At 60.4% G+C, this 21504-nt stretch carries 20 protein-coding genes; 15 read left to right on the top strand and 5 right to left on the bottom strand.

Annotated elements, in window-relative coordinates; all coding sequences use genetic code 11:
* Positions 1 to 76: 76 nt before the first annotated feature.
* A complete protein-coding gene (locus G505_RS0104120; protein WP_028108426.1) occupies positions 77 to 1639 on the top strand; it encodes a long-chain-fatty-acid--CoA ligase in 1563 nt (520 codons plus the stop codon).
* A 66-nt stretch (positions 1640 to 1705) separates the two neighbouring features.
* Here the strand turns inward: G505_RS0104120 and metG are convergent, their stop codons facing one another.
* The gene (metG, locus tag G505_RS0104125) at positions 1706 to 3760 is read right to left on the bottom strand and encodes a methionine--tRNA ligase (protein ID WP_028108427.1); all 2055 of its coding nucleotides are present in this window, start codon (positions 3758 to 3760) and stop codon (positions 1706 to 1708) included.
* Between the two features lie 158 nt (positions 3761 to 3918).
* Between metG and apbC the strand changes: the two genes are divergently transcribed.
* The 9 genes from apbC to G505_RS0104170 are packed head-to-tail and all read left to right on the top strand — an operon-like array spanning position 3919 to position 10865.
* A complete protein-coding gene (gene apbC, locus G505_RS0104130; protein WP_028108428.1) occupies positions 3919 to 5031 on the top strand; it encodes an iron-sulfur cluster carrier protein ApbC in 1113 nt (370 codons plus the stop codon).
* A 49-nt stretch (positions 5032 to 5080) separates the two neighbouring features.
* Complete coding sequence (gene udk / locus G505_RS0104135) at positions 5081 to 5722, top strand: uridine kinase (RefSeq protein ID WP_028108429.1); 642 nt, start codon at positions 5081 to 5083, stop codon at positions 5720 to 5722.
* A gap of 51 nt (positions 5723 to 5773) precedes the next feature.
* Complete coding sequence (gene dcd, locus G505_RS0104140; RefSeq protein ID WP_028108430.1) at positions 5774 to 6358, top strand: dCTP deaminase; 585 nt, start codon at positions 5774 to 5776, stop codon at positions 6356 to 6358.
* The gene (gene pabC / locus G505_RS0104145) at positions 6358 to 7167 is read left to right on the top strand and encodes an aminodeoxychorismate lyase (RefSeq protein WP_035385071.1); all 810 of its coding nucleotides are present in this window, start codon (positions 6358 to 6360) and stop codon (positions 7165 to 7167) included. The genes dcd and pabC overlap by 1 nt, the downstream gene beginning before the upstream one ends.
* On the top strand, positions 7164 to 8174 hold the full coding sequence (gene mltG / locus G505_RS0104150; RefSeq protein WP_028108432.1) for an endolytic transglycosylase MltG: 1011 nt from the start codon (positions 7164 to 7166) through the stop codon (positions 8172 to 8174). Before pabC ends, mltG begins: the two co-directional genes overlap by 4 nt.
* The gene (gene tmk, locus G505_RS0104155) at positions 8171 to 8797 is read left to right on the top strand and encodes a dTMP kinase (protein ID WP_028108433.1); all 627 of its coding nucleotides are present in this window, start codon (positions 8171 to 8173) and stop codon (positions 8795 to 8797) included. The genes mltG and tmk overlap by 4 nt, the downstream gene beginning before the upstream one ends.
* Positions 8794 to 9690, top strand: coding sequence for a DNA polymerase III subunit delta' (gene holB, locus G505_RS20540; RefSeq protein ID WP_157509017.1), 897 nt, complete (start codon positions 8794 to 8796; stop codon positions 9688 to 9690). Before tmk ends, holB begins: the two co-directional genes overlap by 4 nt.
* 44 nt (positions 9691 to 9734) lie before the next feature.
* A complete protein-coding gene (locus G505_RS0104165; protein WP_028108434.1) occupies positions 9735 to 10061 on the top strand; it encodes a PilZ domain-containing protein in 327 nt (108 codons plus the stop codon).
* A 42-nt stretch (positions 10062 to 10103) separates the two neighbouring features.
* Positions 10104 to 10865: a TatD family hydrolase gene (locus G505_RS0104170; protein ID WP_028108435.1), complete on the top strand. Its 762-nt coding sequence runs from the start codon at positions 10104 to 10106 to the stop codon at positions 10863 to 10865.
* A gap of 266 nt (positions 10866 to 11131) precedes the next feature.
* Here G505_RS0104170 and rsmF read toward each other — a convergent pair whose 3' ends face one another.
* The gene (gene rsmF / locus G505_RS0104175) at positions 11132 to 12544 is read right to left on the bottom strand and encodes a 16S rRNA (cytosine(1407)-C(5))-methyltransferase RsmF (RefSeq protein ID WP_028108436.1); all 1413 of its coding nucleotides are present in this window, start codon (positions 12542 to 12544) and stop codon (positions 11132 to 11134) included.
* Between the two features lie 69 nt (positions 12545 to 12613).
* Between rsmF and G505_RS0104180 the strand changes: the two genes are divergently transcribed.
* Entirely contained in the window at positions 12614 to 13843 is a 1230-nt protein-coding gene (locus G505_RS0104180; protein WP_028108437.1) for a nucleoside recognition domain-containing protein, read from the top strand.
* Between the two features lie 51 nt (positions 13844 to 13894).
* On the opposite strand, the gene G505_RS0104185 is transcribed toward G505_RS0104180, so the two are convergent.
* From G505_RS0104185 to G505_RS0104195, 3 genes are read right to left on the bottom strand one after another with little or no spacing between them, the layout of a single operon-like run.
* Positions 13895 to 16489, bottom strand: coding sequence for an MlaD family protein (locus G505_RS0104185; protein WP_028108438.1), 2595 nt, complete (start codon positions 16487 to 16489; stop codon positions 13895 to 13897).
* Entirely contained in the window at positions 16479 to 17102 is a 624-nt protein-coding gene (locus G505_RS0104190; RefSeq protein ID WP_028108439.1) for a paraquat-inducible protein A, read from the bottom strand. Before G505_RS0104190 ends, G505_RS0104185 begins: the two co-directional genes overlap by 11 nt.
* Entirely contained in the window at positions 17080 to 17691 is a 612-nt protein-coding gene (locus tag G505_RS0104195) for a paraquat-inducible protein A (RefSeq protein ID WP_028108440.1), read from the bottom strand. Before G505_RS0104195 ends, G505_RS0104190 begins: the two co-directional genes overlap by 23 nt.
* 173 nt (positions 17692 to 17864) lie before the next feature.
* Between G505_RS0104195 and G505_RS0104200 the strand changes: the two genes are divergently transcribed.
* The 4 genes from G505_RS0104200 to prc are packed head-to-tail and all read left to right on the top strand — an operon-like array spanning position 17865 to position 21375.
* Entirely contained in the window at positions 17865 to 18347 is a 483-nt protein-coding gene (locus tag G505_RS0104200) for a GAF domain-containing protein (protein WP_028108441.1), read from the top strand.
* Complete coding sequence (locus tag G505_RS20545) at positions 18344 to 18643, top strand: hypothetical protein (RefSeq protein WP_051215879.1); 300 nt, start codon at positions 18344 to 18346, stop codon at positions 18641 to 18643. Before G505_RS0104200 ends, G505_RS20545 begins: the two co-directional genes overlap by 4 nt.
* Entirely contained in the window at positions 18633 to 19280 is a 648-nt protein-coding gene (gene proQ, locus G505_RS0104210) for an RNA chaperone ProQ (protein WP_028108442.1), read from the top strand. The genes G505_RS20545 and proQ overlap by 11 nt, the downstream gene beginning before the upstream one ends.
* A 52-nt stretch (positions 19281 to 19332) precedes the next feature.
* On the top strand, positions 19333 to 21375 hold the full coding sequence (prc, locus tag G505_RS0104215) for a carboxy terminal-processing peptidase (protein ID WP_051215906.1): 2043 nt from the start codon (positions 19333 to 19335) through the stop codon (positions 21373 to 21375).
* Positions 21376 to 21504: the final 129 nt, after the last annotated feature.

Consider the following 21504-nt stretch of genomic DNA (forward strand, 5'->3'; position numbering starts at 1 on the left):
AGCTTGGTTTTGTGGGGGAGGTGGTAAGAGCCCTGTAAATCGGTCGGCGCCGTCGCCGCACTACCTGGAGGGATCCATGCAACTGACCCAGATGATAAAGCGCAACGCGGCGCTTTATCCCAATAAGACCGCCACCCTCTGTGGCTCCCGACATCACAGCTGGTCCCAGCTGACACAGCGAGTGGCCAAGGCGGCGTCACTGCTCAGTGGCTGCGGCGCCGGTGAGGGCGACAGAGTCGCGGTGCTGGCTTTGAACAGCGACCGCTACTACGAGCAGTTCTTTGCGGTGCCCTGGTCGGGTTCCGTGCTGGTGCCGCTCAATATCCGCTGGTCAGTCAAAGAGAACCTGTTTGCCCTGAAGGACTCCGGCGCCAAGGTGCTGGTGGTGGACGATGCCTTTCTCCCTGCCGCCGAAGCGATTCTCGCCGGGGACAGCATGGTGGAGCGGGTGATTCACATCGGCGACGCTGCCACACCTCACGGCATGGTCGACTACGCCGCCGAGCTCGAGGGTCAAACGCCGATGGAAGACGTCGGCAGGGGCGGGGAGGCACTGGCCGGGATCTATTACACCGGCGGCACCACCGGGTTTCCCAAGGGGGTGATGCTCAGCCACCACAACCTGTGGATCTCCAGCGTGTCCGCCTCCCTGGGGCTGGACTTGGCGCACCCTGACGTGCGCTATTTGCACGCGGCGCCGATGTTTCATGCGGCGGATATCGCCATGTCCTATGCCACCACCATCTGCAGTGCCGCCCAGGTGTTCATACCCGCTTTTGATTGCCAGGCCCTGGTGGCCGCCATCGCCGAGCACCGAGTCACCCACACCCTGCTGGTGCCCACCATGATCACCATGCTGTTGGGATCCGGGGTGATCCAGGGGGCCGATCTCTCCAGCTTGCAATCCATTGTCTATGGGGCGTCGCCCATGCCCGAGGGCACGCTGCGCCAGGCGTTGGCGGACCTGGCTGGGGTGGGATTTATCCAGGCCTACGGCCAGACAGAGCTGGCGCCGCTGGCCACCATACTGCCGGCTCGTTACCACGTCCTCGACGGTCCCTTTGCCGGCAAGCTGCGTTCTGCCGGGCAGGCGGTGAGCTGCGTGGAACTGGAGGTGATTGACCCCACAGGCGTGCCAGTGCCCTGTGGCCAGGTGGGCGAGGTGCGGGTCCGTGGTGGCAACGCCATGCAGGGGTACTGGAACCGGCCCGAAGAGAGCGCGGCGGTGATGGTCGACGGCTGGATCCACACCGGCGATGCCGGATACCTGGATAACGACGGCTTCCTGTTCCTGGTGGACAGGGTGAAGGACATGATCGTCACCGGCGGGGAGAATGTTTACTCCGCCGAGGTGGAAAGTGCCCTGTCCCGCCATCCGGCGGTGGCCGAAGTGGTGGTCATTGGCATCCCCAGTGACCGCTGGGGGGAGCAGGTGCACGCCCTGGTGCGTCTCAAGCCGGATCAGCGTCTGCAGGAGGGCGAGCTCATCCGCTTCTGTCAGGGTGAAATTGCCGGCTACAAGTGCCCGCGCAGCGTGGAGGTTCGCACCAACCCCTTCCCGGTGACCGGTGCCGGTAAGCTGCGTAAGGGGGATCTGCGTGCGCCATACTGGGAAGGGCACCAGAGACGGGTGAACTGAGGATTTACGCGTTAATAAAAAAGCCAGCCCACTTGGGCTGGCTTTTCGCAATTGCGATGACCGGGTTTACTTAATGCGCATACCGGGCTTGGCGCCGGAGTCCGGGGAGAGGATGTAGAGTTCATCCTTGCCGGGGCCGGCGGCCAGCACCATGCCTTCGGAGACACCGAACTTCATCTCCCGTGGCGCCAGGTTGGCCACCATCACGGTCAGGCGGCCCTCCAGATCTTCCGGCGCATAGGCGGACTTGATGCCGGCGAACACCTGCTTGGTTTCACCGCCCAGATCCAGGGTCAGCTTCAGCAGTTTCTTGGCTTTTTCAACGTGCTCCGCCTTGGCGATGCGAGCGACGCGCAGGTCCACCTTCATGAAGTCGTCGAAGCTGCAGGTGTCGCCAATGGGATCCTTGGCCAGCTCGTCGTTGGCGCCGTCGTCGGCGGCGGCTTCGGGCTCGGCCTGGGTTTCCACCAGGTTCTCCTTGGAGGCGTCGACCATGGCGGCCACCTTGTCCATCTCGATGCGCTGGATCAGCGGCTTGAACTTGTTGATGCCGTGACCGGCCAGGGTGGTGTGAATGCCTTTCCAGCTCAGCTCGGACGCCAGGAACTCCTCGACGGCGGCGGCCATCACAGGCAGTACCGGCTTAAGGTAGATCATCAGCACACGGAACAGGTGGATGCCCATGGAGCACACCTCGTGGGCCTTCTGCTCCATGCCGTCCTGCTTGACCAGCTGCCAGGGCGCGGCGTCGGCGATGTAACCGTTGGCCTTGTCCGCCAGGGCCATGATTTCACGCATGGCGCGGCCAAACTCGCGATCTTCGTAGTACTGGGCGATGGTGGCGTCGGCATCCTGGAACTCCTTCAGCAGCTCTGGAGCGTCAATGGCGTCGGCCAGTTTGCCGTCATAGCGCTTGGCGATGAAGCCGGCGGTACGGGAGGCGATGTTCACCAGCTTGCCCACGACGTCGGAGTTCACCCGCTGGGCAAAATCTTCCAGGTTCAGATCCAGGTCATCGATGCGGTTGTTCAGCTTGGCGGCGTAGTAGTAGCGCAGGTACTCGGGATTCAGGTGATCCAGGTAGGTGCGCGCCTTGATGAAGGTGCCGCGGGACTTGGACATCTTGGCACCGTTGACGGTGACATAGCCGTGAGCAAACACGTTGGTGGGTTTGCGGAAACCGGCGCCGTCCAGCATGGCGGGCCAGAACAGGCTGTGGAAATAGATGATGTCCTTACCGATGAAGTGGTACAGCTCTGCGTCGGAGTCGGCGGCAAAGTAGTCGTCGAAGTTGAGATCGTCACGCTTGTCGCACAGGTTTTTGAACGAGCCCATGTAGCCGATGGGGGCGTCCAGCCAGACGTAGAAGAACTTCTCGCCGTTGGTGCCGGGGATCTCGAAGCCGAAGTAGGGCTTGTCGCGGCTGATGTCCCACTGCTGCAGGCCCTGTTCAAACCATTCATTGAGCTTGTTGGCCATCTCCTCCTGCAGGGAGCCGCTGCGGGTCCAGGCTTCCAGCATCTCCTTGAAGGCGGGCAGGTCGAAGAAGTAATGCTCGGAATCCTTCAGTACCGGCGTGGCGCCGGAGACCACGGATTTGGGGTTCTTCAGATCCGTGGGGCTGTAGGTGGCACCGCAGTTATCGCAGTTGTCACCGTTCTGATCTTCGCTGTCGCACTTGGGGCAGGTGCCCTTGACGAAGCGGTCAGGCAGGAACATCTGCTTTTCCGGATCGAACAGCTGGCTGATGGTGCTGGTCTTGATGTGGCCGGCATCGTTCAGGCGGGTGTAGATCAGGGTCGCCAGTTCGCGGTTCTCATCGCTGTGGGTGGAGTGGTAGTTGTCAAACGCCACATTGAACTCGGCAAAGTCCGCCTGGTGCTCCTCGGATACCTGGGCAATCATCTCCTCCGGGGTCATGCCCAACTGCTGAGCCTTGAGCATGATGGGGGTGCCGTGGGCGTCATCGGCGCACACATAGGTGCAGTGATGACCGCGCAGCTTCTGGAAGCGTACCCAGATGTCGGTTTGGATGTACTCCAGCATGTGGCCAAGATGGATGGGACCGTTGGCGTAGGGGAGGGCGCTGGTTACCAGGATCTTTCTTTGTGGAGATGCCATTTTATCTCTTGCGTGCAATGGATTACGGAATTCGGGCAAGTTTAACTGATAGGAGACGCATTTTCACCCATACAGGATGCCGTTGAACGCATTATGCGCATGCGAATGTTCAGAGTTCTGGTACACTTGGCGAAATATCTCTATGACGGAGCCTGAGCGTGAGCCCAAATCCCATCCAAGATAAGCTACCGGAAGCCCTTTCCGGGCAAGTCCTTGAGATCCTCTCCCAACAGCAAGACCCCTATCTTCAGCAAAACCTGGTCGAAGCCGGCGTCGTTCGCAGCCTGGACATCGACGGCCGTTGCCTGAAGCTGGGGCTGGTATACCCCTATCCCTGTCAGAGCAAGTATCGCCAGCGAGTGATGGGCCTGACCAATGCTCTGGCCAAACTGGACGCCATCGAAGAGGTGGAGTGTGAGATTGGCCTGCAGGTGCCCAGCATCACCGCCGCAGGACAGGCGGAGCAGGTGAAGGGGGTGAAGAACATCATCGCCGTGTCTTCAGGCAAAGGTGGTGTCGGTAAGTCCACCACCGCCATCAACCTGGCTCTGGCCCTGGCAGCCGAAGGGGCAAGGGTGGGCGTTCTGGATGCGGACATCCACGGCCCCTCCGTGCCCATCATGCTGGGCGTAAAAGAGTTTCAGCCGGTGAGCACCGACGGCAAAACCATGGAGCCGGCCATCGCCCACGGTATGGCGGCGATGTCCATCGGCTTTATGGTGACCGAAGATCAGGCCACCGTGTGGCGTGGCCCCATGGCGGCCGGCGCCCTGGTTCAGCTGCTGAACGAAACCAACTGGCCGGATCTGGATTACCTGGTGATCGACATGCCACCGGGCACCGGTGACATTCAATTGACCCTGTCTCAGCAGGTGCCGGTAGCCGGCGCCGTGGTGGTGACCACCCCTCAGGATATTGCCACCGCCGACGCCCGTAAGGGGATCACCATGTTCAACAAAGTGAACATCCCGGTCCTGGGCATTGTGGAGAACATGAGCTACCACGTCTGTTCCCAGTGTGGCAGCAAGGAGCATCCTTTCGGTTCCGGCGGCGGTCAGGCCACGGCGGAACGCTATAATGTGCCTTTGCTGGGCGACCTGCCGCTGAATGTGGCGATCCGCGAAGCGGTAGACAGCGGTAACCCCACTGTGGTGGCCGACCCCGAAGGGGAGCTGACGGCTCAGTATAAGAGCATTGCCCGCAAGAGCGCCGCCGCGCTGGTGAATCTGTCCGTGCCGACCGGGCTGGAGATCGAGATTTGCGACGAGTAGGCCCGCCTGCCGTCACCCGTTTCTATTAACGTTAATTGAAGTACAAGTCATGGCTAACCAACAACAATGCGTCATCATCGGCATCGCCGGTGCGTCCGCCTCGGGGAAGAGCTTGATTGCTCGAACCATCTGTGACGATCTGCGCCAGGATATGGGCACGGATCAGATCGCGATGATCACCGAGGATTGCTACTACAAGGATCAGGGTCACCTGTCCATGGAGGAGCGCGTCAAGACCAACTACGACCACCCCAGTGCCCTGGACCATGAGCTGCTGTGTCAGCACCTGGAGCAACTGCGCGCCGGTGAGTCCTGTGAAGTGCCGGTCTACAGCTACGTTGAGCACACCCGTATGCCTCAGACCACCAAGGTGACGCCGAAGCGGGTGATCATCATCGAAGGCATTCTGCTGCTGACCGATCCTAATCTGCGCGAGCAGATGCACGCTTCCATCTTCATGGACACCCCGCTGGACATCTGCCTGCTGCGTCGTCTGCGTCGTGACGTGGAGGAGCGCGGCCGTACCATGGACTCGGTACTGGAGCAGTATAAGCAGACGGTCCGTCCGATGTTTTTGCAGTTCATTGAACCGTCCAAGCAGCACGCTGACCTGATCGTGCCGCGCGGTGGCAAGAACCGCATCGCCATCGACTTCCTGAAAGCCAAAATTCGTCAGCTGGCCAGCGACTAAAACAATAAAAAAACAAACGACTTGTACCCAAAGGTTTTAGGGATAGAGAACATGCGTCTTACCGATATCGAGATTGAACAACACCTGGACCGGGGCCAGATCAGCATTGATCCCCGCCCGGACCAGAACCGAATTTCCGGCGTCAGCGTTGACGTCACCCTGGGCGATCGTTTCCGCGTCTTCCGGGATCACACCGCCGCGTCCATCGACCTGTCCGGCCCCCGGGATGAGGTGCAAAAGGCCCTCAACAGCGTGATGAGCGAGGAGATCGCCATCGGCGATGGCGAAGCCTTCTATCTGCATCCCGGAGAGCTGGCCCTGGGCGCCACCTTCGAGTCTCTGACCCTGCCAGCCGACATTGTCGGCTGGCTGGATGGCCGCTCCTCCCTGGCTCGTCTGGGTCTGATGGTGCACGTGACCGCCCACCGAATTGATCCTGGCTGGTCCGGTCAGATTGTTCTCGAGTTCTACAACAGTGGCAAACTGCCCCTGGCCCTGCGCCCGGGGATGACCATCGGTGCCCTGAACTTCGAGAAACTGGCGATGGAGTGTGCCCGGCCATACAACAAGCGCAGCAATGCCAAGTATCGTGACCAACAGGGCGCGGTGGCCAGTCGCATCACTCAGGATGGCTGATGAACAGCTGGATTGACGGTGTACCCACCCAGTCCCTGGGGGTGTCCGACCGGGGCCTGAACCTGGCGGATGGCCACTTCACCACCATGCTGGTGCGTGAGGGGGAGGTTGCGCTGTGGTCACTGCACCGTCAACGACTGAGTCAGGCGTGCAGCAGGCTGCTGATGGCCCAGCCCGACTGGGACCAGGTGGAAGCCACCCTGAAACAGGCGACGTCCGGCCAGCAAGGCCTGATGGTGGCCAAATTGCTGTTTACCCGCGGAGAGCAGGGCAGAGGCTATGCGGCTTCCCTGCATCAGCCTCCCAGGATCATCCTCACCCTGCATCCCTATCCTGTACACTATCTTCAGTGGCAAACGCAGGGGATACGTGTCGGCCTCGCCGATTTGGTGCTGGGCAATCAACCTGCCCTGGCGGGCCTGAAAACACTGGGGCGGACCGAGCAGGTGCTGCATCGTGCCGAGGTGGATGCCTGCTCAGCCGATGAACTCGTGGCTCTGGACCCTCAGGGGCGGATCCTGGAGACCAGTGCCGCCAACCTGTTTCTTTGCCAGGGCAGGGTCCTGATGACTCCGTCGCTGCACCGGGGCGGTGTGGCCGGCGTGATGCGTCAGCAGATTCTGCGGCTGGCCCCGGAGCTTGGTTGGCGGATAGAGGTTCGGGACCTGTCTCGCCCTGATCTGCTCCAGGCCGAGGCGGCCTTTATCAGTAACTCACTGATGGGGCTGGTTCCCATCACTGAACTGGCGGGTCGCGAATTGACGGAGTCCGCCGCACTCAGGAGCCTGCAGGAGGCGTTGGCACTATGAAGAGATGGATGGTTGGCCTGGCACTCTCCCTGGCCAGTCTGGCTTTGGCCGCGGTGATCGCGGCAGCGTACATGGTTCATCGCCTGGACAAGGAGATGGCCGCGCCGCTGAATCTGGCGAAAGCCACCGAGTGGCAACTGCCCGTGGGCGCCTCCACCGTCCGGGTCGCCAACCTCTGGTCTCAACAGGGGTGGATCTCAACCTCCTTGTGGATAAAGCTGGCAGTGCGCATGGAGCCCACTCTGGCCAACATCAAGGCGGGCACCTACCTGCTGGAACCTCAGATGAGCGTGCGAGACGCACTGCAGTTGTTGATGGACGGCAGGCAGATGGCGTTTCGACTGACCCTGGTGGAGGGCGAAACCCTGAAACAGGCCCTGGCCCGGGTTTCCGGCCACCCCAAGTTGTCCCAACCTGCCCGGGGCATGGACGGCCTGCTGGCCGCCATCGAGTTTGACGGCGCCAACCCCGAGGGGATGCTGTTCCCGGACACCTATCAGTTTCATGCCGGCGATTCTGCGGAAGCCCTGGTGCGCCGTGCCGCCAGCCGGATGCGCCGCGAGATTGAACAGGCCTGGAGCCAATGCCAGCCGGGGCTGCCCCTTGAGAGCGACTACCAGATGGTGATCCTGGCCTCCATCATCGAGAAGGAGACCGCCCTGGCCGAGGAGCGTCCGCTGATTGGATCGGTGTTCATCAACCGCCTGAATCGCGGTATGCGGCTGCAGACCGACCCGACGGTGATCTACGGCATGGGTGAGCGCTTTGATGGCAACATCACCAAGGCGGATCTGTTGGAGAGAACCCCTTATAACACCTACCGAATTCGAGGCCTGCCGCCCACGCCCATCTCTCTGGTGGGGCAGGAAGCGCTGCAGGCCGCCTGCCAACCGGCTCAGAGCAAGTATTATTACTTTGTCTCCAAAGGCGACGGCAGCCATCATTTTTCCCGGACCCTGAAGGAGCACAACAGGGCCGTCAATAAGTACATCAGAAAGAGATCATGAGTCAGACTGGAAAATTCATCGTCATCGAAGGCCTGGAAGGGGCGGGAAAGAGTTCCGCCATTGAGCGGGTCAACGCCTGGTTCGAGCGCCATTTTGCCGGACAGGAACGGGTCAACACCCGGGAGCCGGGCGGCACCCCGCTGGCCGAGGAGATCCGCGAGATCTGGAAACGCCCCAGAGAGGAGCCCATGGCCAACATGACCGAGTTGCTGATGGTCTATGCCTGCCGCGCCCAATTGGTGGAGACGGTGATCAAGCCCGCGCTGTCCCGGGGCTGCTGGGTCATCGGTGATCGCCACAACCTCTCCTCCCTCGCCTACCAGGGCGCCGGTCGTGGCCTGTCCAAGGAGGTGGAAGGGCTGTCGGAGATCACCTTGGGCGATTTCAAACCCCACCTGACCCTCTATCTGGACATTGACCCCAAGGTCGGACTGGAGCGCGCCCGCGGTCGCGGAGAGCTGGATCGAATCGAGCTGGAGAGCCTGGACTTCTTCGAGCGTGCCCGACAGCGCTACCTGAGCCACGCCACCACCGATGCCAGCATTCGGACCATCGATGCTTCCCAGCCCATGGAGAAGGTGCAGCGGGACATCGAGGACGCTCTGGCTGAGGCACTGCTGTGACCCTACCCAAGGCGCTCACCGCCATGCCCTGGCTTCAGCGGAGCTGGCAGTTGTGGCAGCAGAGCCTGAACAGTGGGCGTCTTACCCATGGCTGGCTGATCTGCGGTGCCCAGGGGATTGGAAAAACCGATTTGGCCCTTGCTCTGGCGGACTCTCTGCTGTGTGACCAGGGAACCGGCTGTGGCCTGTGCCGTGGCTGCCAGTTGTTGGCGGCTGGCAATCACCCGGATCGTCTGGTGATCCAGCCTGACCCCAGGGTGATCAAAGTTGAGCAGATCCGCGAGCTGATCCACGCGCTCGAAGGCACCGCCCATCAAGGGGGACGGCGGGTGGTGGTGATTCATCAGGCCGACGCCATGAACACCGCGGCCGCCAACGCCCTGCTGAAAACCCTGGAGGAGCCCGCCCCAGGGGTCCACCTGTTACTGATCAGCGATGCGCCAAACCGTCTGCCGGCCACCATTATCAGTCGCTGTCAGCGTCTGCTGGTGGCCTCTCCCTCTCGGCAGCAGTCGCTGCAATGGCTGGGGGAGGGGCGGGTGGCCCCCCAGCAGATTGATGGCCTGTTGCGCCTGTTTGGCGGGCCGCTCAAGCTGGCCGAGGCGCTGGAGTCGGGGCAACTGGAGACCATAGAGTCCTGGCGCTCCGGCTGGCAGAGAAGCCTGGAGAGTGGCGTGCTGGACCCTGTGCTTTTTGGTCTGGATGATGCCCAGGCGGCGCAGGCACTGAAGTTGCTCTATATTGATCTTGTTGCCGATCCTCGGGCCTATGTTGCGTCGCTAAGCCGTTATCAGAGCCTGGCCCGGGAGGTGGCGGAGCTGCATCAGCGGTTTGAGACCCAACCCGGGCTGAACGCGGTGGCGGTGTTTCAGCAGTTGTTGCTCCACGACTAGGCGCGGCGGAGCACCGGCGTTCAGGTTAGCCAGAGGGAGATTCAATGACCACCAGATTGATCCACAGCTTCGACTCCCTCAATGAGCTGCGTCTGGCCTATATGGCCTTTCTAAAATCCGGTGGTCTGTTCATCCCCTGTGAGCCAGATTTTGAACTGGGTGACCGGGTTGAACTTCTCTACTCCCTGCCCGGGGAGAGCGACCCTATCCGGGTGTTCGGCCAGGTGGTGTGGCTCAATCCTCAGGCCGACAGTCAGCGTCCACCAGGCGTGGGCATCGCCTTTTCCCCGGAGGACGATCCTCGTCGTGAGGGGATAGAGCAGCTGTTGGCCGATCAGCTGGGCAGTGGCCAATTGACCTGGACCCTTTAACCACTTAAGCTCTGCGGCTTCGAAATTTTCCGGAGTGAAGTTGTGCTTATCGATTCCCATTGCCACCTTGATCGCCTGGCGGAAGACGCCAACCCCGAGTCGCTCAGACCCGTCGTAGAGCGCGCCAGGGCAGCCGGTGTCAAGGAGATGCTCTGTGTGTCTGTTTCTCAGAAAGGCTACGAGCCCATGCGCAGGGCGGCCGAGCCGTTCGAGGAGGTGGTGTTCTCCTGTGGCGTCCACCCGTTGGACATCAAGGAGGGTTTCGATCAGGGCTGGCTCAGGCAGCATGCCCAGGATGCTCGAGTGGTGGCCGTCGGTGAGACCGGCCTGGATTACTACTACAGCAAGGACAACATCGCCGATCAGCAGCGTGCCTTCGCCGAACACATCGAGGTCGCCAGAGAGCTGGATAAGCCGGTGATTGTTCACACCCGTGATGCCCGAACGGATACCCTGGAGATCCTGCGCGATGGCCAGGGTGTGGAAGGGGTACTCCACTGTTTCACCGAAAACTGGGCGATGGCAAAGGGCGCCCTGGACCTGGGTCTTTACATCTCAATCTCCGGCATCGTCACTTTCCGCAATGCCGAGATGCTCAGGGACGTGGTGCGTCAGTTGCCCATGGACCGGCTTCTGGTGGAAACCGACTCCCCCTATCTGGCGCCGGTTCCCTATCGTGGCAAGCAGAATCAGCCCGCGTACGTGCGCGAGGTGGCCCAGTATGTGGCCGATCTGAAGCACTGCTCCTACGATGAGCTTTGCCGACAAACGGCTGAGAACTACCGCAGACTGTTTCGACGCTGATAATGAAAGGAGCCACGGGCTCCTTTTTTGCGGTTGGGGGCAGGGCGCAACGGTCGTTGTCCGGATTGAGCCTGAAAAAGGCGCAAAAAAAAAGCCCATAACCACTCCAAGTTGTCACAGGCTTAGGGGAACTGGCGGGCGCAGTGTGGCCGCGCCCTTGTCAAAGCTCCAATAAAGGTAGACCAAAAATCAACCACCCGCCAAACGGTGAACGAGGTTTTGTCGCTGATCCGACCTTTCAGGCAACAGGGTTCGCCAGTTCTCAGTTAAACCTTGGCGACATTGTCCCTGACCAGCTCCCGTGGCAGTGAGTTTTTCAACTTGTTGCCCACCCATTTGGCCAATCCCAGTGGCACGCCCTGCCAGCGTACCAATACCTCGCCTTTGTTGTTGGCACCGTTGTCTCTGGGGAGATCGCGTCCCATCAGGTAGGTCACCGCCTCATCGTCATTGATCTCAACGGCTTTGCCCGCGTCGGCGCCCAGCAACATCAGGGATTCATGGCTGACTTTGAAGCCATGCTTGGCCTCTTCAGCCAGCTTGACTCCCAGGCGCTGCATGCGAATGGCCGGAATAAACTGGTCGCAGCCGTGTGGGAACAGCCACAGCTCCTTGTCTCTGGCCATCAGGGTTCCCTCGGGTAGGGACAGGCCGAAGGTGGCTTCAAGGTGGCCGGACAACGCTTCCTGCTGTTTGCGAGAGGCGCGGGTGAAGGGAAAGCGGCCCAGTCGCGGAGGACGATGCTCGCTCGCTACCGAAGCGGTTTTGCGAAGGGCGGCGACAAAGAAGCCCTCACTGTCGTAGATCTGCGGCCAGATGTGCAGGAACCCCTCCGGCGTGACCGCTTTGCTGGCGTCAGTGAACAGGGAGGAGAGATCCACAAACTCAATGGCGTCACCAAACAGGGTTTTAAGGTGAAGGCAGACCTCCTGGTTCTCCTGGCGACTCAGGGTGCAGGTGGAGTAGACCATCACGCCACCGGGCTTCAGGGCGTGAAACCCGGACTCGATGAGTCCGCGCTGGACCTCGGCGATGCTCTCCACCGCCGCCAGACTCCAGTTGCTCAGGGCATCCGGATCCTTGCGCAGAGTGCCTTCTCCGGAACAGGGAGCATCCAACAGGATGGCGTCGAAGGTCTCCGGCAGGGTATGGCCAAATACCTGGGCATCGAAGTGGGTCAGTACCGTGTTGGCCACCCCCATTCGACTCAGGTTGGCGTGCAAGCCTTTAAGCCGTGTGGAGGAGTATTCGTTGGCCATCAGCAGCCCACGGTTGTCCATCCAGGCCGCCAGCTGAGTGGTTTTTGACCCCGGGGCCGCTGCCATATCCAGCAGAGTGTCCGGTGGGTCGATCAATGACGCCATCACATAGGGGGGCATCATAGAGGAGGCTTCCTGGATGTAGAACAGCCCGGCAAGGTGCTCCAGGGTGTTGCCCAGCTGCACACTCTCATCGTCGCGGGTCAGCCAGTAGCCCTGGGGACACCAGGGAATCGCCTCGAAGTGCCACCCCTTGGCCGTCATCCGCCCGATGAAGGTGTCGCAGTCGATCTTTAAGGTGTTGATGCGGATGGAGGGGCGCAGTGGTTGGCTGTTGTAATGAACAAACTCTTCAAGGCTCAGGTGACTTGGCAAAATCTCACTGATAGAGTTGAGGAATTCCTGCTTGATGTTCGCCATAACGGCTTCCGGCTGATGGAAAATGGCGGCAAATATAGCACAGACAAAAATGAAAAAGGTGATGCTCAGGTGCTAAATCGGTTGTGGCTGGCGCTGTTTTTTCTGGGAGGGGCCGGTGGCCTGTGGCAATGGCTGATACTGGGCAATGATCAGGTGCTGCCACAGATGATCGCCAGCCTGTTTGAAATGGCCAAACTGTCGGTGGAGATCCTCATCGGTCTGCTCGGGGTGCTGGCATTGTGGTTGGGGCTGATGCGCATCGGCGAACAGACTGGCCTGATCCAGGCTCTGTCGCGGTTGCTGACGCCACTGTTCTCCAGACTGATGCCCGAGGTGCCGGCGGGGCATCCCGCCCTGGGATCGGTGACCCTGAACCTGGCCGCCAATGCCCTGGGGCTGGACAACGCCGCCACCCCCATGGGGCTGAAGGCGATGAAGGATCTGCAGAGCCTCAACCCCAATCCCTCGGTGGCCACCAACGCCCAGATCCTGTTTTTGGTGCTCAATACCTCGTCGGTGACCCTGCTGCCTGTGACCGTGTTTATGTACCGGGCTCAGCAGGGGGCGGCGCACCCCACGGATGTGTTTATCCCGATACTGCTGGCGACCTGTGCCTCGACCCTGGCCGGCCTGTTGGCGGTGTCCCTGGTTCAGCGAATCAATCTGGCGGACCGGGTGGTGTTGCTGTGGGGCGGCGGCCTGATAGCCGGATTGCTGGCCCTGGTGGCCTACCTGATGACCCTGTCTGCCGAGGGGCTGCAACAGTTCTCCACCCAATCCAGCGCCCTGGTGCTGTTTGCGGTGGTGATGGGGTTTCTGGGGCTGGCCTGGTACCGGGGCGTCAACGCTTACGACGCCTTTGTCAGCGGGGCCGGGGAGGGGGTGAAGCTGGTGGTTACCCTGTTGCCCTACCTGCTGGCAATGCTGTTGGCCATCGGCTGGGTCAGGGGATCCGGGGCCCTGGAGGCGCTGCTCGATGCCATTCGAGCCCTGTGCGCCGCGGTGGGGGCGGACGCACGCTTCGTGGATGCGTTGCCCACGGCGATGATGAAACCCTTGAGTGGCTCCGGCGCCAGGGCGATGATGGTGGAGACAATGAATCACCACGGGGCCGATTCCTTCGCCGGGCGTCTGGCCGCCATGTTCCAGGGCTCCACCGAGACCACCTTCTATGTCCTGGCGGTCTATTTCGGCTCAGTGGGCATACGCAACGGACGCCATGCGGTGGCCTGCGGTTTGACCGCCGACGCCGCCGCCATTCTCACCGCCATCGCCGTGGCCTACCTGTTCTACGGCTGAGGATGTCAGGCCAGAACTAACAAGGCCCGCCGATGGCGGGCCTTGTCAGGTTCAGAACACCGGCTTCCATTCGAGCCAGGTGTCTCTGGAACTCTCATGGAGGGGAAAACGGTCCAGGGTGGAGGCCCGGTTGCCGTCGTCGGTACTCTCCTGGGTGGCAAAGGCGATGCCCCCCATCAGCAGGGTATCCAGCGACTCGGTGTGGATCTCGGCGCCGCTGAACAGCCCCAGTTTCACCGTCAGGCCGCTGGCGTTCCAGAAGCGGCTCGAGCGGTTGACCAGGTGACGGTACTGGGGCTCCAGTTCGATGGTGATCTCCACCTGGGTGGCGTCCTCGGCCAGCCCTTGCTTGACCACCTTGCCCACCGGGATCTGCCGGTAGAGCACCGGACTGCCGATTCGCACAGATCCCAGCTGAGGCTGGGTCAGCACCAGGCGCAGCGCCTGGGATCGGGCGTCCGGCGCGGGTTCGCTGGGCAGGGCGGTAAACCGGGTTTGCCCTTGAGCGCCGACCGGGCCGGGCAGGGCAGCCAGGTGGTTGCCCAGTACCAGGTTGGAGAGGTTCTTGGTGTTGCCAAATCCGATCTCCGCTTCGGCCAGGTAATAGCGCGCGCCGTCGACGGCGAAACGGTCAGCCCACTTGGGATCCAGCGCCAGGGTGGCGGTCAGGGTCGACAATTCGGCATTGAGGCTGACCCGCTCAACCTTACCCAACCTCTGCTGGTGGTACTTCACCGGCGCTCCGGGCTGAAGATCGGCATCGGCCCCCAGGGTGATCTGAATGCGCATGGCGGGCGTCAGCGCGTCATCTCGGTTGGCATAGAGCCAGCGATCGCGTTGCGGCTGTTCCATCCCTTCGAGGTTATCGAAGGCGATACCACCGCGCAGCAGAGCCATGGCCGCGGCAGTGTCCACCTCGAAATCGGTCAATGAGCCTTGGATGCGAACCCCGGAGTAGCGCCAGAATCGACTGGCGTTGGAGAACAGCCTGGCGTAGTCGCCATCCAGGGTGAGGCTCACCTGGAACCCCTCCTTGGCCAGGCGCACCTTTTCAACCTGACCCACCTCCAGTTGGCGGTAGTAAACCGGGGCGCCGGGGGCCAAACCATCGGCCTGATCTGCGGTGAGCCTGAGCCACAAGGGCTGGGTGGACTGTTGCGAGCCGGGACGGTCCAGCAGCGGGTAGCCGCCCTCCCGGGCCTGAGTGTCCGCCTGGCCCTTGGAAAAGGCGATGCCGCCGGAGACAAGCTGCTGCAGCGGATCGGCTTCCACGGTCAGGGTGGACAGATCCGCCTGCACCCGAACGCCCTGGGTCAGCCAAAACTGACTGTCACTGCCCAGCAAGGCGTCATAGGGGGCATTCAGCCAGAGCTTGACGCTGATTCTGTCCTGTTGGTCCAGGCCCAGGCTCAGCACTTCGCCCACCTGCAGCTGGTTGTAGTGCACCGGGGAGCCTTCACTCAGGCCGGCCGCGTCCCGCCGGAACAGGGTGACGGCCTGGCCCTGGCGGGCTTCGTCCGGCTTGCTGGCTTCGAGCAGGAACTGGTCCTGAGGGGCGCCGCTGCCGACAGCAACATTAATGAAATCCCCCAGCACCAGGTTGCCCAGGTGCCGGACACCGCGCAGGGACAGCTGGCCCTTGACCTGCCAGAAACGGGTACCCGTCACCAGAATGTGGCGGTAACTGTCGCGGATGGCGCCGGTGAGGGAGACGCGGTTGCCGTTGACGCGGATATCGGTCAGTTCGCCGACGTCCACCCCCAGCAGTCGGATCTTGCTGCCCACCTTAAGCCCTTCGGCGCTGGCGGCGTCAAAGTCGACGAATTGGTCCTGGGTGGCCGCGTCTCTGTTTTCATAGAGGCGGAAGCTGCTGCCACTCCTGGCCTGGGGGCTGGCTTCCGGGGAGTCAAAGGCAACCCCGCCGGTCAGCAGGCTGGCGATGCTCTCGAGCTCCAGCTTGACGCCGGCGAGAGAGGCGTTGGCGGACAGCCCCGAGACGTTCCAGAAGTGGGAGCTCTCCTTCACCAGCGGGGCGTAGTTGGCATCAATCTGGGCGGTGACCCGTACCTTTTTGCTCTGGGGATCCAGCCGGGACTGGAGGATGCTGCCTACCTTGATCTGCTGGAAGTAGACCCCGGAACCCGCATCCAGAGAGCCGCCTTTATCGGCAATCAGCTGAATCAGGGTGGAGTCTTCCTCGGACGTGGGGGCCATGATGTCCGCCTCAAACCGGAGCAGCCTGTCCCCCTCGCCGGGTTTCATGGCGATGTAGTTACCGGAGAACAGCGCATCGAGTCCCTCGACGCCGGTCAGTGAAGCCTTGGGGCTCACCAGCCAGAAGCGAGTCTGGTCCCTGAGCAGGTCATCCACCGTGTGCTCCATCTTGACGGTAACGTTCACCGACAGGCGATCGGGGTTGAGGGAGACCTCCTGCACCATACCCACCACCAGGCCCTGGAACTTCACCAGAGTCTTGCGGGCCTCGATGCCGTTAGCGTCGGGGAAGCGAATGGTGATCTCCGTGCCCTGCTGCTTAACGTAGGTAAAAAGCAGCCAGGCGCCCAGTACCGTGGCCAATATGGGCAGGATCCAGATGGGGGAGAGCAGACGCTTGCGTCGCACCCGGGCTGACTGGTTATTGTTCATGGTGATATTCGAGGTCCCAGAGTAAGCGTGTGTCGATGGATTTGGCGGCCAGTTGGGTAAACAGGATCACCATGGCAAAGAAGGTGGCGGCGGGCGCCGGCTTGGCATCCAGCAACTGCCCCATGTTGATCAGGCTGGCAACGATGCCAATGACAAAGAGGTCCAGCATCGACCAACGGCCGATAAATTCGATTACGTGGTAGAAGATCATCAACCAGCGTCGTGATAGCCGCAGCTTCAGGGTGATGGCCACCAGGATGATGCTCAGGCCAACGATCTTCATTACCGGCACCAGAATACTGGCAATGAACACGATGATGGCGATCCCCACCATCTCCGATTCCACCAGAGAGATGATGCCGCTGAATATGGTGTCGTAACCGGTCACCCCCTGGTTGGTCACCTGGGTGATGGGGTAGAAGTTGGCCGGGAAGATCATGATGACCGCGGTGACCAGCAAGGCCCAGGCATACTGCAGGCTGTAGGGGCGTCGCGGGTTGACCTGGGTGTGGCAACGGGGACAGTAGTCGGTGGCGACCACGATGTTGTGGCAGCCCCGGCACAGTGTCCAGCTGCGGTCGATGCCCCGCTCAGAGAAGGAATTGCTCTTCATACTTCTGCCACATCAGGTCTCGGTTATATTCATACTGCACGTAGAACACCATTATAAACAGCAGCATAAAGCAAAAAGTTCCCCACCCGAAGTGGAGGTCGGCGAAGTCGCCCAACTTGAATGCCGCCACAAAGAAACTGATGAGGTACACCTCCAGCATGGCCACCTCGTCCAACATGGGGTGCCACTTGATCAGTTGCCTGAGTGCGGTTTTGCCTGTGCCCAGCTTAAGCAGAACCAGTTGCAACAGTATGGAGGTCAGCAGCAGCAGCGGCGCCAACACCCCGGCAACGAAGATGGCGGTGCCCACCAGCCAGAACCCCTGCTCGAAGGTGATGACGGCGCCAAAGGCGATGGTGGCCTGGCGGACGCTGCCCAGCAGAGTCACTTCCAGAATCGGCAACAGGTTGGCGGGAATGAACAGCAGCAGGGCAGTGATCACCAGGGCGGTCAGGGCGTCCAGATCGCAGTAGGGAGAGTCGACCAGCCTGCTGTGGCAGCGGGGACAGAACAGCCTCATCCCTTTGGGCAGGGCACGACGACGGACAATCTGGTCGCAATGCGGGCACAAAATGGAGCAATTTGACAAAGTTTACCGCCACTTAGCTGTGATTAACTCCACTATGATAGCGAACTCAATGGCAAATTCGTCACTTTTTACCCAAATACCCCGGTAAATTTGGTCGAACCAGTGTTGCGGGCTTGACTGACTTGGCAGAAACTGGGTTAATGACAACCTTATGTGAATGAACCGCCGAAAAGATGTCCAGTTCCAATCAGAATCCCTATGCCACTTTGGCTAAACAGGCCGAAGCGCTGATCGAGGGTGAACCCAATCTCATCGCCAACCTGGCTAATATCTCCGCACTGATATTCAACTCCGTATCCGACCTCAACTGGGCCGGATTTTATTTATTGGAGGATCAGGATACGCTGGTGTTGGGGCCATTCCAGGGTCAGGTCGCCTGTGTTCGCATCCCAGTGGGACGCGGCGTGTGTGGCACTGCCGTTGCCGAAGACGCAACACAGTTGGTGGAAGATGTGCACGCCTTCCCGGGACACATCGCTTGCGATGCCGCCAGTAACTCTGAGATTGTGGTGCCTGTGCACTGTCAGGGGAAGGTGATTGGGGTACTGGATATCGACAGCCCGGTGCATGGCCGGTTCAAAGAGGAGGAACGTGTAGGCTTCGAAGCCCTGGTTTCTGCTCTGGAACAACACCTGAATAAGGTGGGCCTGAAGTGAAGGAGCTGGTAACCATTCACAGCTACCTCGCCGACCCCGAAGGGGTGGGCGATTGGGAAGGCGAAGAGGAACTGGCGGCAGATAACCTCAATCGCCTCTATCATGCAGTTTATGACGCGGCCGATGACGACATGGATCCCGCTTCCTTGGAAGCGATGCTGGAAACCATCTGGCCCTATTGGCAACACAATCCCGAACTTACGGAGTTGGATGATGAGATGATCGAGGGGTTTGTCGATTCCCTCTACGAGCATTTCAACAACAGTTCGGGTCAGGATGAATTTGATGACTACTGAGAACCAAACCAAGCTTTCCGACATCAAGGCGGTAATCGCCTTTCTGTGTGAAAAGTTCCCTAACTGCTTCAGTCAGGAAGGCGATGCCAAACCGCTGAAGATCGGCCTGTTTCAGGAGCTGGCGGAGAACCTGGCAGACGACGAGCGCGTGAGCAAGACTCAGCTGCGCCAGGCGATGCGTCGCTACACCAACAGCTGGCGCTACCTGCGTTCCGTTAAAGAGGGTGTACAGCGGGTGGACCTGGAGGGTAACCCCTGCGGCGAGATCGACGCTCAGCACGTCGAACACGCACAGCAGGCTCTGAAAGAGAGCCAGGAACGTGCCAAAGAGCGCAAGGCTGCACAAAAGCCTCAGGGTGACAAAGGAACCCCGGCGGCAAATAAACGGTCTAAGCTGAAGGGTAAACCTTCCGGCGCCCCGCGCAACAAGCCTGAAGGTGCCAAACGTCCCGCGAAACCGCGCCCCGAACTGAAGAGTGTCGAGGTCGGTGCCTTAAGCGTGGACCAGAAAGTTAAAGTTCAGCTGGGCCGAGCTCCGGCAAACGGTGTGGTGGTAGACATCAACAAAGATGACGTTCAGGTTCGCCTGGATTCCGGGATGACCATTAAGGTTAAAGCGTCCCACATCCGCATCTAAAACCGAGTCGGCTTTAAGGAGTAAAGCACTTATGGTGAAAACGAGTCTCAAGATGACAACATTGGCCACCTTGTTCACTGGCGCCCTGTTCAGTGTCCAGGCCCTGGCCCTCTCCCCGGTCATCTCTGAGGAGGAGATTCCTGTCCTGAGCCAGGAGGCGCAACATAAGGTCGCCAGCAAACGGATCACCAATCTGTTTACTCGTTCCCACTACCGTAAGTTCGCCATGGACCAGGCGTTCTCCGGTGAGATCTTTGATCGTTACCTGGAGCAGCTCGACTACAACAAGAGCATCTTTACCCAGGCCGACATCGATGGCTTCCGCCAATATCGAAACACCTTCGGCAGCGTGATTGCCAAGGGTGAAATGAAGGACGCCTACGCCATCTATCAGCAGGCGCTGGATAAGCGTTACCAGAGATTCAGCTATGCCCTGAAGCTTCTGGAGTCTCCCTTTGATTTCACCAAAGAGGGCGACAAATACTACTTCGACCGTGAAGAGTCTCCCTGGGCCTCCAGTGAAGCCCAGTTGGATGAACTTTGGCGTCAGCGCGTCAAAAACGACGCCCTGAACCTGAAGATGACCGGCAAAGAGTGGCCTGAGATCAAAGAGATACTTGGAAAGCGTTACAACAACGCTCTCAAGCGCCTGAGTCAGACCCACAGCGAAGACGTGTTCCAGAATGTGATGGGCGCCTTTGCCTATACCATTGAGCCCCACACAAGCTACCTGTCTCCCCGCAATGCGGATCGTTTCCAGACCGAGATGAACCTGTCCCTGGAAGGGATTGGTGCCGTATTGCAGGTGGAGGATGACTACACCACCATCCGCTCCCTGGTGCCAGGCGGCCCCGCGGACAAGAGCGGTGGCGTCAAACCCGAGGATCGCATCATCAGTGTGGGTCAGGAGGGTGAGAAGCCGGTGGATGTGATCGGCTGGCGCCTGGATGATGTGGTTGACCTCATCAAGGGTCCCAAGGGCACCAAGGTGACTCTGGAGATCCTGCCCAAGAAGGGCGGTAACAACGCCAAGCCCAAGTCGGTGGTGATTGTCCGCGACAAGGTGAAGCTGGAAGACCGCGCGGTGAAGTCCGAGGTTTACGTTCCCGACCAGGGTCCGAACCAGGGACGCCGTATCGGTGTCATCGAGATCCCCAGCTTCTACGTGAACATCAGCCAGGATGTGTCCAAGGAGCTTGAGAAACTGGAGCAGGAGAACGTCGAAGCGATTCTCATCGATCTGAGGAACAACGGCGGTGGCTCCCTGTCTGAAGCGACTCTGCTGACCGGCCTGTTTATTTCTCAGGGCCCGGTGGTTCAGATTCGCGATCAGCGTGGCCGCATCAACATCAACCGTGACAGTGACGGTCGCATCAGCTACGACGGTCCCCTGACCGTGCTGGTGAACCGCTACAGTGCGTCTGCGTCCGAGATCTTCGCGGCGGCGATGCAGGACTACGGCCGGGCCATGGTGATTGGCGAGCCCACCTTCGGTAAGGGAACGGTTCAGCAGCACCGCAGCCTGGGCAAATCCTACGACCTGTTTGAAAAGCCCATGGGCCACGTGCAGTACACCATTGCTCGTTTCTACCGCATCAATGGTGGCAGCACTCAGATCAAGGGGGTGACCCCGGACATCGAGTTCCCCAGCTTCTTCGAGCCCGGTGAGTATGGAGAGTCTCAGGAGGACAATGCGCTGCCGTGGGATACCGTCCCCAAGGCCAGTTACCAATCCCTGAACCTGGTGCCTCAAACCATGGTGTCCAGTCTCAGCGACAACTATGCGAAGCGCACCGAGTCCAATCCCGAGTTCGGTTACCTGGCGGAGGATATTGCCACCTACCGGGTCGAGAAGGACAAAGGTTATGTCTCGCTGGTCCTTGCCGAGCGTAAGGCCAAGGAGCAGGAGGAGGACGACCAGGCCCTGGCCCGCATCAACGAGCGTCGCGCCCGTAACGATGAGGCGCCCATCAAGTCCCTGGACGATGAACCAGAGACAGACAGTGATGAGCAGGATAACGACTACCTGCTGGCGGAGTCCGCCAACATCACCCTGGACATGGTGGACTGGACCCGACTCGCCAAACAGAAGTGATGCTCTGTTGATTGAAAAAAGGCCGCTTAGCGGCCTTTTTTACGTCTGCAGGGATCGTTTGTGATCCTGCTCTCATTCCGACGCCCGCGCCATGGGGGCTCGCCAGGTCAGACGATGTCACTGGCCCTT

It is taken from the genome of Ferrimonas futtsuensis DSM 18154 (assembly GCF_000422645.1).
Classification (GTDB): domain Bacteria; phylum Pseudomonadota; class Gammaproteobacteria; order Enterobacterales; family Shewanellaceae; genus Ferrimonas; species Ferrimonas futtsuensis.